This window comes from Polaribacter filamentus (assembly GCF_002943715.1).
Lineage (GTDB): Bacteria > Bacteroidota > Bacteroidia > Flavobacteriales > Flavobacteriaceae > Polaribacter > Polaribacter filamentus.
This window is the reverse complement of record NZ_MQUA01000013.1, coordinates 1,143,343-1,158,028: the sequence shown is the minus strand read 5'-3', so window position 1 is coordinate 1,158,028 and position 14,686 is coordinate 1,143,343. Positions and strand designations below refer to the sequence as shown.

Annotated in this window: 11 protein-coding genes and 3 pseudogenes; 8 read left to right on the top strand and 6 right to left on the bottom strand. The window is 29.7% G+C overall.

Annotated features, from left to right (window positions below):
- Positions 1 to 20 precede the first annotated feature (20 nt).
- The 3 genes and pseudogenes from BST83_RS07465 to BST83_RS07455 all read right to left on the bottom strand — a co-directional run bounded on the left by BST83_RS07465 (position 21) and on the right by BST83_RS07455 (position 3,715).
- Positions 21 to 1,370, bottom strand: a complete 1,350-nt coding sequence (locus BST83_RS07465; RefSeq protein WP_104809240.1) for an HlyD family secretion protein — start codon at positions 1,368 to 1,370, stop codon at positions 21 to 23.
- 7 nt (positions 1,371 to 1,377) lie between these two features.
- Positions 1,378 to 3,041: pseudogene (locus tag BST83_RS07460) on the bottom strand (peptidase domain-containing ABC transporter).
- Between the two features lie 2 nt (positions 3,042 to 3,043).
- On the bottom strand, positions 3,044 to 3,715 hold the full coding sequence (locus tag BST83_RS07455; RefSeq protein ID WP_104809239.1) for a TetR/AcrR family transcriptional regulator: 672 nt from the start codon (positions 3,713 to 3,715) through the stop codon (positions 3,044 to 3,046).
- 248 nt (positions 3,716 to 3,963) lie between these two features.
- On the opposite strand from BST83_RS07455, the gene BST83_RS07450 reads away from it, so the two are divergent.
- Together BST83_RS07450 and BST83_RS07445 are read left to right on the top strand one after the other, a co-directional pair.
- Positions 3,964 to 4,416 carry a cold-shock protein gene (locus BST83_RS07450; RefSeq protein WP_104809238.1) on the top strand — a complete coding sequence of 151 codons (453 nt, stop codon included), beginning with the start codon at positions 3,964 to 3,966 and terminating at the stop codon, positions 4,414 to 4,416.
- A gap of 579 nt (positions 4,417 to 4,995) precedes the next feature.
- Entirely contained in the window at positions 4,996 to 7,512 is a 2,517-nt protein-coding gene (locus BST83_RS07445) for a TonB-dependent receptor (protein WP_104809237.1), read from the top strand.
- A 97-nt stretch (positions 7,513 to 7,609) separates the two neighbouring features.
- Here the strand turns inward: BST83_RS07445 and aroB are convergent, their stop codons facing one another.
- Positions 7,610 to 8,668, bottom strand: a complete 1,059-nt coding sequence (gene aroB, locus BST83_RS07440; protein ID WP_104809236.1) for a 3-dehydroquinate synthase — start codon at positions 8,666 to 8,668, stop codon at positions 7,610 to 7,612.
- A gap of 90 nt (positions 8,669 to 8,758) precedes the next feature.
- Between aroB and BST83_RS07435 the strand changes: the two genes are divergently transcribed.
- Positions 8,759 to 9,922 carry a proline dehydrogenase family protein gene (locus BST83_RS07435; RefSeq protein WP_104809235.1) on the top strand — a complete coding sequence of 388 codons (1,164 nt, stop codon included), beginning with the start codon at positions 8,759 to 8,761 and terminating at the stop codon, positions 9,920 to 9,922.
- Between the two features lie 61 nt (positions 9,923 to 9,983).
- Positions 9,984 to 10,238 (top strand): LETM1 domain-containing protein, encoded by a 255-nt coding sequence (locus BST83_RS07430; RefSeq protein WP_240614691.1) that lies wholly within the window; start codon positions 9,984 to 9,986, stop codon positions 10,236 to 10,238.
- Positions 10,239 to 10,479: 241 nt separating this feature from the next.
- Here the strand turns inward: BST83_RS07430 and BST83_RS07425 are convergent, their stop codons facing one another.
- Together BST83_RS07425 and BST83_RS21435 are read right to left on the bottom strand one after the other, a co-directional pair.
- Positions 10,480 to 10,968 carry a hypothetical protein gene (locus BST83_RS07425; protein ID WP_104809234.1) on the bottom strand — a complete coding sequence of 163 codons (489 nt, stop codon included), beginning with the start codon at positions 10,966 to 10,968 and terminating at the stop codon, positions 10,480 to 10,482.
- A 794-nt stretch (positions 10,969 to 11,762) separates the two neighbouring features.
- Positions 11,763 to 11,873 (bottom strand): annotated as a pseudogene (locus BST83_RS21435) (hypothetical protein); the annotation flags it as partial.
- Between the two features lie 588 nt (positions 11,874 to 12,461).
- Between BST83_RS21435 and BST83_RS07415 the strand changes: the two are divergent.
- The 4 genes and pseudogenes from BST83_RS07415 to BST83_RS20605 all read left to right on the top strand — a co-directional run.
- On the top strand, positions 12,462 to 12,941 hold the full coding sequence (locus BST83_RS07415) for an alcohol dehydrogenase catalytic domain-containing protein (RefSeq protein ID WP_104809233.1): 480 nt from the start codon (positions 12,462 to 12,464) through the stop codon (positions 12,939 to 12,941).
- Between the two features lie 91 nt (positions 12,942 to 13,032).
- A complete protein-coding gene (locus BST83_RS19850; RefSeq protein WP_170062758.1) occupies positions 13,033 to 13,176 on the top strand; it encodes a hypothetical protein in 144 nt (47 codons plus the stop codon).
- A 28-nt stretch (positions 13,177 to 13,204) separates the two neighbouring features.
- Entirely contained in the window at positions 13,205 to 13,558 is a 354-nt protein-coding gene (locus BST83_RS20610; protein ID WP_104809232.1) for a ferritin-like domain-containing protein, read from the top strand.
- Between the two features lie 125 nt (positions 13,559 to 13,683).
- Positions 13,684 to 13,885: pseudogene (locus BST83_RS20605) on the top strand (thiamine pyrophosphate-binding protein); the annotation flags it as partial.
- Between the last annotated feature and the right edge of the window lie 801 nt (positions 13,886 to 14,686).

Below are 14,686 nucleotides of genomic sequence, written 5' to 3'. Positions count from 1 at the left end.
ATCTAAATATGGATTCCTTTTTATTTCTTTTTTGAATCTGATTTTGCTTTTTCTGGCTGATAATAGTTGGGAGGGAAGCTGTTTAGTTGTCTCCATAATTCATACCAAATAGGCACATCTTCTAGCAGCGCGATGGTTCTTGCGCCAGAACCCACTCTAACTTCTGGCCATGTATGATCTTCGCTATCAGGAGATAAAAGAACTCTATATTTTCCATTATCACTAATAAATCTTTCAATAGCAATAACTTTGGCACCATACGTTCCATAAGAAACATTGGGCCATCCAGAAAACACAATTGCTGGCCAACCATCAAACTGTACACGTACTTTTTCATTAATATGTAAAAGCGGTAAATCGATAGGTCTTACAAAAGTTTCTACAGCCAAATCGTATTTTGAAGGCATAATACCCACTAAATCGTCACCTTCTTTAAAAGTACCACCAATTCCGCCTTTGATTGCTTTGTTGATATACCCATTTTGCGGAGCAGTGATGTATAAAAGACTGTTTCTAATTTTATAATTACTATTGTTGTTTTCTAATTTAGAAACCTGCACTTTGGCATCAAATCCGCTAGATTGCGCTGTGAATTTATCACTTTGTGCTTTAGAAATTTTATCTGCGTAAGTAGCACTTACCGTAGAAATTTCGACTTTTGAGTTGATAATTTCATTTTTAGCAGCTAATAATTTATTTTCTTGGGATATTAATTTTGCTTGTGTTTCTTGCAGTTTTAATCCTTTTTCTTCCACATCTTTAACAGCCATTAATCCTTCATTCTGCAAAGTTTGAGTTCGGTTAAATTGGCTTTCTGCAATTTTTATATTTGTTTTTGCCGCTTCAAAATCAATACTATCACTTTTTGCTTTTAATTTAGATTGTAAAAGTTTATTCTTAGCTTGTTCTAACTTTAATTTCATTTCTTCATTTAATGCTATAATTTGTCTATTTAAAGCATCTTCTTTAAATTGATAAGAATCTACTGAAGAAGTTTTTGCATTAATTTGCTCGTTGGTTCTTTCAATTAATTTGGTATCAAAATAATCACTTTTAATTTCAGAAATTCTTAAAATAGTATCTCCTTTTTTAACAAGGTCACCTTCTCTCACAAACCATTGCTCTATTCTACCAGGAATTTGCGATTGTATCGTTTGTGGTCTTTGCCCTGGTGTTAATGTGGTTACCAAACCATTGCTGGTTATATTTTGAGTCCAAGGTAAAAAAAGTACTATTAAAACAAGAAAAGCAAACGCCAATAAAAATTTATTAAAAGACTTGTAATAGCGCTTACTAAAAATTAATTTTCCAGATTTAAACTGATTTAAATCTACTATTTTATTTAACTCATTGTTAGAAATATTTAACATCGATTTTTTAATTTATAGATTTAATTTTACCCTTTTCCAAAGTAATTATTTGAGTACATTTCGATTTCCAACTTTTTTTACTGCTTGTTACAATCAATGACCAAGGTCTTTTTGAGTCTGTTAAATAATTTATGATTTCTAAGGTTTCTTTTAAATTAAATTGATCTAACGGATCTTCTAAAATCATTATTTTTGGCTGCTTAATAATAGCTCTAGCTAAAATTATTTTTTTAGAAATCGTATAAGACATTTGTTTTCCTTCAGGATTTAAAATAGTTTCTAAACCATTTCGCTGTTCTTTTAGAAACGAACTTAAACCAACAATTTTTAATGCTTCAAAAATTACATCATCATTTACATCTTTATTACCAAAAACTAAATTATCTCTAATACTTCCTTCAAAAGGAGTCTCTTCAGACATCGATAAACCTAATTGAGATCTATAATGGTTAAGATGTACGCTTTTTAGTGATAAATTATTAACATAAATAATACCAGAAGTAGGTTCTATTACCCCAGAAATTAAGCGTATTAAACTAGATTTACCAGCACCACTTTCTCCTACAATTAGAATTCTACTTTTTGCATTAATCTTTAATGATATATTTTTGATAATTGGTTTTTCTCTGTTTTCCACACGATATGAAACAGCATCTAGTTCTACAATTAAATCTTCTTTAAAAATAGGTCTTTCGCCTTCTTGTGATTCTAATTCTTTGTCTACAACTTGTCCTAATTTTTCTATAGACGTTAATACATCATAAAAAGATTCTAGACCTATAATTAACTTTTCTACGGATGCAATTACTAAAAGAATAATGATTTCTGCCGCAACAAATTGCCCAATATTCATTTCTTGATTTAAAACTAAGGCACCTCCAATTAATAAGAGACTAGCAGTTACAATAACTTTAAAGCCAATCATTTGCATAAATTGTAAAATCAATACTTTAAAATGATTTTCTCTTGCTTCTAAGTACTTACTTACTAAATCATCATTTTTAGTTACTGCTAAATTGGTGTTTCCAGAAAGTTTAAAACTAACTACTGTTCTTGCAATTTCTTGAATCCAATGCGCAACTTTATATTTTATTTGAGATTCTAGTAAACTAGTTTCTAATCCTTTTTGAGCGGTGAATTTAAAAACAATATATATCAATAATAATAAGAGAATACCAAAAATGATAAAAAATGGATGGTAAAATGATAATAAAATTAATGAAAAAATGATTTGTAATAATGCAGTAGGAACATCAATTAAGATTTTTGATAATCCTTTTTGAATTGTAAGTGTATCAAAAAAACGATTGGCCAATTCCGGGGGTAATAATTGCGCAATTCATTCATTTTAATTTTTGGAAAACGGTAACTCAATTCAAAAGAAGCTCTTGTAAAAATTCGCTGTTGTAAGGTTTCTATAATTCTTAATTGCATTAATTGCAATGCACCAGTAAACATAACGCCAATAGTAACTAAAATAACTAAAACTATCCATGAGGTTGATATTTGCGCACCTTGAATTAGGTTTATAATTGCCTGTATTCCAAGAGGTAGGGATAAAGATACAATTCCGCCAAAAATAGCATAATAGAAAATCTGTAAAATGTCTCTTTTTTCTAATTTTAATAACCCTACTAGACGTTTCCAAGGAGTTATTTGTTTGTTTTCCATAATTATTTTAAAGTATTGTTAACTAAATATATAAAAAATTTAGTTGGTGTTTCTTCATTTTTATAATTTGTAATTGAAGGAAAATGTTCGCCCAAAAAATGTTGATGCAAACTACCTTCTATAATTGTACTCGCTAAACTTAAACCATATTTAAAATTGGGGTTAACTGCAAGTATCATTTCTTCTAATCTTCTAATTAAACGCTTATAAATTTTAAAATAGCCCTCTTTATTTTCAGAATCTACTTCTTTCGTTAATATGGCTTTAGAACTTTCGTTTACAATAATTTTATATAACAATGTTTCATTAATATGAGAAAAATTACTATCTTCATGTATCGTTCGAGTAACAATTGTAATCGCTTTTTCTAACTTTTCTTCCGGATTTGCAATACTAAATGTTTCAATTACCAATTGATATTCTATCCAAGCCCAATACCAAGAAGACAAATATAAAAGTAACTTGTGTTTGTTTTCAAAATATCTATAAATAGAGCTCTCATTAGAACTTATTTTGATTCCTAATTTTTTAAACGTAAAACTTTCAAAACCTATTTCGCAGATTAAGATAATACCTTGTTCAATTATTTTTTTTCCTAATTCTGAGGTTTCTGGGTCTTTGATAAAAATTTTCTCGGGTACAGAAATCTTTAAAGCAGATAACAAGTCTTTCATTTTAAAATCATTTTGGACACAAATATAATAGTAATACTATTATACTGAGATAATAAAACCATTATTTAAAGTTTTTTTAACATAATTTATAAGAAATTAAGAAAAATATCTTTTTAAAATATTATCTTTGTATCCAATAAGACAGAATACACTTCACACATTAAACAAGTTAAAAAAAGTTTGATTTTGAATTTCGGTTAAGTATTTTATCTTACCAGAATATTAATTTAAAATAGTAGTATATATTAATGGCAAAATCGCAGCAAACATTTAGTAAAAGTGAAAAAGAAAAGAAACGTTTAAAAAAACGTTTAGATAAGCAAAAGAAAATGGACGCAAGAAAGGCGGACAGAGATGAACACGGATCAACGGGAATACAATTTGCATATGTAGATCATAATGGAAATTTATCAGATTCACCCCCAGATCCAGATTTAAAAATAGTGTATGAGTTAGAAGACATTCAAATTTCTGTCACTAAAAAAGAAGATTTACCCGAAGAAGACCCAGTAAGAAAAGGAAAAGTTTCGTTTTTCGACTCTTCTAAAGGCTTTGGATTTATTATAGATTTAGAAAATAACGAAAAATATTTTACACATATTAGCGGTATCATTGATGAAATTATCGAAAACGATAAAGTTTCTTTTGAATTAGAAAAAGGAATGCGTGGTTTAAATGCTGTAAAAGTTAAGAAAATTTAATTCTTTATACACACATAATAAAAAAATCCTTCTATATCTATTTAGAAGGATTTTTTTTATGCTTTTTTACAAATTATGAAGAAGTAGTTTGCTGAAGAATAAAATTGAAACGTACAATAAAATTTCTGACTGTAATGATATTAAAATTTATTCCTCTCCAATAAAAGACTCAAGATGACTGCGTTTTAGAACCAAGAACCAAAATTTGATTGGAACTACCTTACAAACTGCTTTAACTTAAAATAAAATTAGCTACTTTATATTGATGAAATTAATTCGAAAAAAGCAAGGTGCCATGTAAGAAAATTCTAAAATATTTTATTTTAAGAGGGTTCATCAATTTATCAGCTGTTAAAATTACAACACAAATCAAAAATAAAACTACTAAAAAAGGATGTTTCTCGAAAAGCTCTTTTTATAGTACTAACCTAATAAAAAGAAACAAAAAGTAATAAATACATTGTTGAGATGTTTATTTTTGAGATTAATTAATAAATAATTAAAACTTATTTAATTTTTTAGCTAAACAGCTGATTAATTTAGTTGAATTAATTTATAACTTAGAGAAAACCAAGTTTAATGAAATTTAAAAAATATCTATTTTTATTAATAACACTTATTGCAAGTCAGTTTATAACAGCTCAATTAACCGGAAAAATTATTGAAGCTAATGAAGGCTATCCTTTACAATATGCAACTATAGCTTTGTATAAAACAAATAATAAAGTACTCGTAACTGGTGTTGTAACTAATTTTGAGGGTCTATTTTCTATTGAAGATATAAAATCAGGTAATTATTATATAGAAGCTTCCTTTATTGGGTATCAAATAAAGACAATTAAGGAAATTACTATTAATAAAAAAGGAGAGAAAAAAGATGTAGGAACACTAACATTGGTTTTAGGTTCTGGAAATCAGTTAAATGAAATTGTTGTAAAATCAGAAAAAAGTGCGGTTTTACATAAAATTGACCGACAAGTTTTTGATACAAAAAAATACCAAAGTACTGTTGGTGGAAACGCTGTAGATGTTGTTAAAAATTTACCTTCTGTAACCGTTGATGGTTTAGGAGAAATTAGTGTAAGAGGTAGTAAAGGTTTTTCGGTTTTAATAAACGGAAAACCAACGCAAGGTGATGCAAGTGCAATTTTAGCACAATTGCCTGCTAATGCTTTAGAAAGTATCGAGTTAATTACAGCACCTTCTGCAAAATATGATCCCGAAGGAAAAGGTGGTATTATAAATATTATTACTAAAAAAGGAGCAATTAACGGAACCTTTGCCCAAGTGAATATTAGAGGAGGTTTTCCTGCAATTGAAGATTATGATACAAAAGTAGCTGCAAAAAGATACGGAATTGATGCAACTATTAACAAAAGAACAGATCATTTTAACATCTCTGCAGGCGCAAATTACCAAAGAAATGATCTATCGGGTAGAAGAGAGGGTGAAATGTTTATTGTAAATACACCAGAAAATAAAACTACTTTTTTACCTTCAGATGGTGAGCGTAGTTTTGATGAAGTTACCTATAATGGGAGATTTACTGTAGATTATACACCAAATGAATCGGATACCTATTCGGTAGCTTTTTTTGCAGGAAAACGTAACAAAGAACGTTTAGCCGATATTGTGTATACTGATAATCATGCTATTTCGCCAATTGATAGTGATAATCGTCAATATACATTTGCTTATTACAACCACAATCTAAGAATTAGAAAAGGAGATTTTGCTTTAGGTAGCTTTGAGTATGCGCACAAGTTTGATAATAAGTCAAAAATTTCTACTTCAATCTTATATGAATATACTTTTTTAGGAGGACCAACAGAGAACGACAATTTAGGGTTTCCTCGTGCTACTATTGTGTATCAAAAAGAATACAATACCAATGATAATCCTTTATACGGAACCCGTTTTAATTTAGATTATCAATGGAAACCTTTCTCATTCGGTACTTTAGAAACAGGTTATCAATTTAGAGATTTAGATCATACAGGTAAATTTGTGTATGAAAGAGATGGCACTCAGGTTCCTGAATTTTCTAGCGATGTAAGCTTAAAAAGAAGCATTCATTCTGGTTATGCACAAGTTACAGGTTCTAAAAGTAAATGGGAATATGCTGCTGGTATTCGGTTAGAGGCTATGGATAGAAAATATAAAGAGGCTTTAAAAAGTGAAAACGCAGAAAACGTGTTTGAGTATGATTTTGTGAAATTATTTCCTTCAGCGTCTTTACAATATAAAATTGATGATAAAACAAATATAAAAACGGCTTATAGTAAAAGAGTTGAACGCACAGCTACTTTTATGATGAATAGTTTTGCAGAACGAGAGCATTCAGAAGTTTTTGAACAAGGAGACAACACGTTGTTGCCAGAATTCATAGATTTAGCTGAATTAGGAATTACTAAAAGATTAGAAGGAGGAAACGCTTTGTATGCAACTGCTTATTTTAGACATGTAGATAATGTTATTAATCGCGTAAATACATTGGCTTATGAAAAAAGTGGTGTAATAATAGACAGTATAATTAATAGAGTATATTCTAATGTTGGTATAAGCAACGCTATTGGTTTGGAAGTTGGAGCTACTCTTAAACCAACTAAAAACTGGTCGAATACATTAGGGGTAAATGTGTATAAGTATGCAATTGATGGGGTTTTAAACTTTAAACATAGAGATGGTGTTGAAAGAAGTTATGATATTGATTCTAAAGCAACTATTTACTCCTTTAATGTAAATTCTACGTATAATTTCTGGAAAAATGCTTCAGTGCAATTTACTTTTAATTATTTGTCTGATAGAAATACAGCTATGGGTGCAGATTCTCGTTTTTACTCACCAAACTTATCCTTTATAAAGAAGTTTATGGATGATAAATTAACAGCTACTTTGCAATGGCAGAATATAGATATGGGCTTGTTTAATACCAACGAACAACGCATCACAACATCAAGTCCAAATCAATTCTATACAAGTACAAATTATGTATATGAAGTTGATATGGTTACCTTAAACCTTTCATATACTTTTAATGCTGCTAAAAATAAATCGAAATTTATTGATAGTGAATTCGGAAAGAGAGAGTTTTAGAGCACAACTTTTAGAAATAAAACAAACCCTTTAATTTTAAAATTAAAGGGTTTGTTTCTAGTTTATTTATAATTTTTTTATTGGTTTAATAAAAACACTAAGAATTATAAAACGCCATACTTTCAATAATTAATTCATCAGATACTTTACAATCTAATTTAAAATCTTCAAAATCTTTTAAAAGCACAAAGTTTACTTGACCGTTAACGTTTTTCTTGTCGTGTTTCAATAAATCCATAATGGCTGTAAAGTCTTCTTTTAAGAGATTCGTTTTTGTATAAATGGATACAACAACTTCTTTAACTTCAGCTACTTTTTTAGCAGGAAAATCTAATAATTTTGATGACATATAGCACTCGCAAACCATTCCAATGGCAATCGCTTCGCCGTGGGTTAAGTTTTCTTTGTCTTCGGATTCTAGGTAAAAAGATTCAATTGCATGCCCTAAAGTATGTCCAAAATTAAGAATCTTACGCAAGCCTTTTTCTTTTGGATCTTGTAAAACAACTTCGTTTTTTATCTCTATGGATCTATATATTAAATCGCTGATTTTCAAATTTTTGTTGCTTCTTATTTCATTAAACAGTTTCACATCATACGTAATACCATATTTAATAATTTCTGCTGTACCAGATTTAATTTCTCGTTCTTCAACAGTTTCTAAATACGTAGTATCTACTAAAACCATTTCAGGGTTTGCAAACAATCCAATCTGATTTTTCAACACGCCTAAATCTACACCTGTTTTTCCGCCAACTGAGGCATCAACCATAGACAATAATGTTGTTGGTATGTTTACAAAATCAATTCCGCGTTTAAAGCAAGAAGCCACAAAACCGCCTAAATCTGTAATAACTCCGCCGCCTAAAGTAATTAATATACTTTTTCTATCTCCGCCTAATTCTGTAATTGCGTTCCAAACTCCAATACAAGTTTCAATATTTTTATTGATTTCTCCGGATTCAATTTCTATAACTTCAATTCTTTTATTCGTAGATAAATTAGGAATAAATTTAGGATAACAGTGCTCAATAGTGTTTTCATCCACTAAAATAAAAATGGTTGAGTAGTTTTTTTTAGCAATCAAATTAGAAAGTTCTAGGTAACTTTTAGCATGAAAATGAACCGGATATGTTGCTGCTTGTATGGTTTTCATCTGTTAATTTATTGGGTTACAAATTAAACAGAAATAATTGAATTATACACCCTTATCGACTATATTTGTTCTCATTTAAAAATCAATTTTATGAAACTTTTTGACAACACAAAAGTTGCTTTTGCTTTAAAAACGGATTCACAATTAGAACGTGCATATTTTCTTTTTAGAATGATACAAAACCAGCCCATGGTAAAAATAGGCAGCGCAGTTACAAACTTTGCTTTAAAGGTACACTTACCCATAGAAGGTTTAGTTCGTTCCACTGTTTTTGATCATTTCTGTGGCGGAGTTAATGAGGAGGATTGTTTGCCAATTATAGATAATATGTTCCATAATGGTAATGTGCATAGTGTTTTAGATTATTCGGTAGAGGGTAAAGATAAAGAAGTAAGTTTTGATGGTGCTTTAGAAAAGATTTTAAAAATTCTTAGCTTTTGTGAAGAAAAAAAATCAATTCCGTTTGCTGTTTTTAAACCAACAGGATTTGGGCGATTTGCTTTGTACGAAAAAGTATCTGCAGGAAAATTATTAACGGATGATGAGCAAGCAGAGTGGAAAAGAATCGTTGCGAGGTATCATAAAGTTTGTCAAGCAGCTGTAGAAAAAGATGTTCCTTTATTAATTGATGGAGAAGAAAGCTGGATGCAACTATCTGCGGATGTCTTGATTGAAGAATTAATGGAAACATATAATAAAGAAAAAGCCATTGTTTTTAATACACTTCAAATGTACAGACATGACAGAATGGAGTATTTAAAAGCGTTGCATGAAAAAGCAAAAGCGAAAGGATTTCATATTGGTATGAAAGTTGTTCGAGGTGCTTATATGGAAAAAGAAAGAGCTAGAGCTGAAGAAAAAGGGTATCCTTCGCCTATTTGTAAAAATAAAGAGGCAACAGACAAAAATTATGACGCTGCCACAAGATATATGATGGAAAATCCTAAAATGGCATTGTTTGTTGGCACACACAACGAAGACAGCTCTTATTTAGTGATGGATTTGGCAAAAAAATACGATATCAAAAAAAATAATAGTAATCTTTGGTTTGGTCAGTTATTTGGCATGAGTGATAACATAAGTTACAATTTGGCAAATGAAGGTTATAATGTAGCAAAATATTTACCATTTGGACCTGTAAGAGATGTAATGCCTTATTTAATTAGACGAGCAGAAGAAAATACATCAGTAGCAGGACAAACAAGTCGAGAATTGAACCTCTTAAAAACAGAACGTAAACGTAGAAAATTATAATGCCTAAAGTACCTACAGTAGAAGATATTAAAATTCTATTAAGAAAAATAAAGAAAGCTTATTGCAAGAATTAAGACAAAGCAAAGAAGCGATGCGCTTAATTAAAAAATCAACTCGCACAACTTTAACCGATTTAGAAAAAGAAAAAATTAAAATTCAGTTAATAGATATTTGTAAATCGATCCCTGCTTTAACCATTTTTTTACTTCCGGGCGGCACTTTATTACTACCTATATTAATAAAATTAATTCCAGATATCTTACCATCAGCTTTTAGAGATCAAAATGACAATCTGCGTCTACCGGCATCAAAATAGGTGTGGTTACGCTATTTACTCTAGATTTATTGATAAATAATAAGGTAGAATAGTAACGGTTATTTGAACCTTTACTATCGCTACTTTAATGACCTACTAATCTTTAGAAAATCAACAAAGACAAGTATTTTTATTTACTTATAGTTTATAAATACGATTTTCTATAAAAAAGAATGTTAATGATTATTTTAGAGATACCAGAATAATTGAAAATAAATAAAAGCTCCCTTGGTATTAACTATTATGCATTTAACATAGGTTCTATAGTGTTTAAAACACGGCTTTCTCCTCGAATAATTAAACAATAATTTTCATTTTTTAGCTCATTTAAATAGTTGTTAACCTCTTCAACATCAATTCCCAGCCCTTTAAATATTCCTAAAAGACCCGTTGGTAATGAAGCGAGCTCTCTTTTATCAATTTTATTAAGGAATGTTGGGGTTAAATGACCTGCAATAAATAAGGAGCCAATCTCAGGATTATGAAAATAACCAAATTGAAATTGCTTTCCTAATAGAGCACTTAATTGCTGTTTTATATCGGCTATTATTTTTTTAATTTCTTTTTTAGTAATTCCCTTTTCGGTAGTAAGTTGACCCAAGATTGATAGCTGAAGTGGCACATTGTTTTTCTTAGCAATAGTGCTTAATATTGTCGCTATTTTGGGTAAGTCAGAATATGTTCTTATAAGGAATCGTTTTTGTGGTGCTTTATGTTCTTTAAAAGACATGCTTTAAATATTAGTTTAGTTCTAAATTACTGCTAAATTAATAGAAACATTCCTTTTCTTCAATGACCAGGGTCAATCAATCTAGTTTTATCTAAAAAGAGCAATATCTTTACGACCATCAATTTTATGTTTTTCTTGATTTTAGTCACATATTTCTCAAGTTTTGAATGGCAGAAGTCCGCATGGCACAAAAGCGTTCTAAATTCGTGCGATGCCATAGAACAAATCGTGAGTTTAATTCGTTAAGTTCCGGTTCTTTTTTTAAAGCTTTTATAGCATCTCTTTCATTTTTTTTTGTGTTGTGATATCGCGGTATAAGAATAAGACACTTGAAATAATGGTATGCTCAACAACAATCGTTTTTAAAATATTTTTTTTTTAGTTTTGTTTTTTGTTTTTTAGAAAAGATTGCGATTTCATCAGCAGTTGTATCTTCAAAAATCATTTTATCTAATCCTAATTTTATAATAGCTTCAACTTCTATAAGCAGTATTTCAAAATTTGGGGTAAAACAATAATAAATTCATTAGGGAAATTCTCAGCAATTTCCGAGGATAAGGATTTATTAACAATAGCTTTTTTTGGCCTCTTGAGTTTCCTGTATTTGATTTTAGAGACTTAAATTCGAAGCTACCAGTTTTTGAACTCTAGTGCTTAGTTCATTGGTTCTACTGGCTACTTCTCTCTTCTCTCTCTTCTCTCCTCTCTCTCTTCTCTCCTCTCTCTCTCTCTCTCTAATTATTTAGAATAGCTTTTTAATTTGGCTTGACGAATTAATTTGGCTTGACGAATGTTTAGTCTTTTTCTATTTTTTTTCGCTTCGAAATATCAATTAAAAAAGCTATTACAACTTGTTTTTGCTTAATTATTATTAGCGTTAAACTTATTTCTAATGGGAATTGAGAGCCGTCTCTTTTTAGTCACCATAACTTTAGGTTATTAGCCATCCTTTGGGCCTTTGGATTTAATATATATCCTTCTCTATGATTTTTTTTGAATTTATTTGAATTTATTTGGAATAAGTTTTTCTACATTATTGGCTAAGAGTCCACCTTCATTATAACCAAAGAGTTCTTCACTGCTGGGTTGGCTTTCATAAGGATGCCATCTGCTTTAACAACTAAAATGCCTTCTACAGATGATTTAAAAATGTCTTAAAAAAATGCTAGACATTGTATTCCTTTATCCATTATTATAATTATATAAACTTAGGTTTCTTAAAATGTAGACTATTTAAAATGGCATAAGTAATGTTATTTATTTGATTTTTCATAATTTAGAAATACTGCTCTAGGTCAATTTAATTTACAGTTTATTTCTGTGATTTCTGATTTTTTATTACTCCTTATTTAGCTGAGAAAACTTTGTAAAATATCCATTTTTTGGATAAAACAGATCCAAACTGACACAGGTCATGCTTCATTATTAAACCTTTCTATAGATTTGTTCCAGATACAATGTTAATTATCCAATAATTGTAAAATTCAATAATCATGTCTAATGAAATTATTCCAGTAAAAGAAATCTATTCGAATGGCGCTTGGCCTAAAAATATATCAATAATGAAAGGTTTAATTTGTAATGGGTCAGGAAAGATTTTATATACGGATGTATCAAAAGCCAAAAATGAAAAGCCAACAGATGCTGCTGTAAAAATAGTTAAGACCACAATATGCGGAACAGAATTGGACATATTACAAGGTAAAACACCTAGTGTAAAGCCTGGAACTATCCTTTGTTATGAAGGTGTTGGGATAATAGAGGAAGTAGGAACTAGTGTTGGTCATTTTAAAAAAGACAATTTTCCCCAATTGGACTTAGAATTAGTATATCGTTTTGGAGAGCAAGAACAATTCTACATAGCAGAAAGATATAATAGTATAAAATCCACATTAATAAGGAATGAAAAAATTATTTATGAATTGCAAAAAATCAATGACGTAAATTTTGGTAAAGTAGAGAACAATAATTGAAAATAAATAGCTTAACAAGAGTTTGGCCTTACTAATTAGATATAGCACTACACATTAACTACACTGAATATTAACTTTAAAAACAAAAATTATGGGAGCAATACAAAACAAAAGAAAATTTAAAATAAAAAAGAAACAAACTTTCCCAACAAATCCAACAGGGAATCCAAAAATGGATAATAAAGAGTTCGAAATAAATAGAAAAACTATTAAAGAAAATAGAACAAAGGAGTAATTGATAAAAAATAGTTACCTCCTTTTAAATTAAAAAAAACGCTTACAATTATGAAAATAAGAGCACAATTAAAGGTAGAAATGAATACAATACTGTAAAATTAAATATTGACATTATTGCTAAAAGAATAAGAGTTTTTGGTCTGAAACCATCTATGAGTATGACCGAGATTTTAGCCATATCTGAGATAAAAAAAGTGAAAACAGATGAAATAACAGCAATAGGTATGACCACAGAAGTGTTAAAAGGTTTTGATATTTTACACAACAAAATGTTTGATTTAGTAAATGCAGCTCTTAATGCCGGCGATAATGTTACCGAAAAGATTGTAACTGACTTAATGAGGTATCTCGAAAAAAGAAATTGGATGTTTACAGCTTAAAGTAAATAAATTTTGTTGCGTGGTTAACGAATAGTGACTTTCTCCAAAATCCTTTATTACGCGCACGCAATGACCATTGTAAACAATTTTTATATTAATAGTTTTAATTTCAATACAAAAGAGTTATGTCAAAAAATATATCCGATCAAATAGTAGAAATGCTTGTAGAGATTGGTGTTAAACGAGTTTATGCTGTAATTGGGGATAGTCGTAATCTGGTAAATGATTCAATTCGAAGAAGATGGCAGACTCCAATGGATACATGTAAGGCACGAGGAAGCTGGGGCTTATGTGACTTTCATAGAAGCGGAGTTAAGTGGTACTGGTCTATTCATCCTTTTAATAATAGTCTCGATTCTAGCATTAATTTTTATTTAAAAACACTCAACTTGACCTAGGTCATTACAAGAAGTAACTCCTATCCATAAATTTGAACTTATTAATAATCGTTTAATAAGTAATACAAGATAAATGGAACAACAGAAATAAAAGAACAGAGTACCTAAAAAAAATATTTAAAATAATTAACTGGAATAAAGTGAAAGCCATAATGATTTAATTTTTTAAAAATTTTACGAACGAACGAGGTGCACAATCACGTACAGATGATATTCTTAATCTGGACACAAGAAATTTCATAGCAAATAATGACATCGAAGAGGCTGCATGCACCAGTAACAGAATACCTGAATCATCCGATTCATTGGCAAAGATTTATGTAGGTCGTGATAAAATCTAGCAATTGATATTGAAATCGGCGAATAAACAGACGGCATATATTGGTAGAAAGATACTGAATTTTCGATTTAAACGTATCAATTATGTTAGGAAGTTTGGGATCCTGTTTATGAGGGCATGAAAAGTGAACGTTTATGTATCCGTGATAATTTTCGCTCAGAAGGTCAGAGAGAAGCCACACGTATTAATGTTGAGAAGGCGCGGAAACTTAAAAACATACAATCCTGAGGATACTGAAATGATCAAAGGTAAGGCAGATGCAAACCAGGCCTTGATTTATGCGAAAGCTTATGATAAGTCAATTCAATCGAAAATCCTTTATGGCTATCTGAAATCAAGGAGAACATTTGAGAAGACTTTTGATGGAAAAACATCCATTTTCATTTCAAC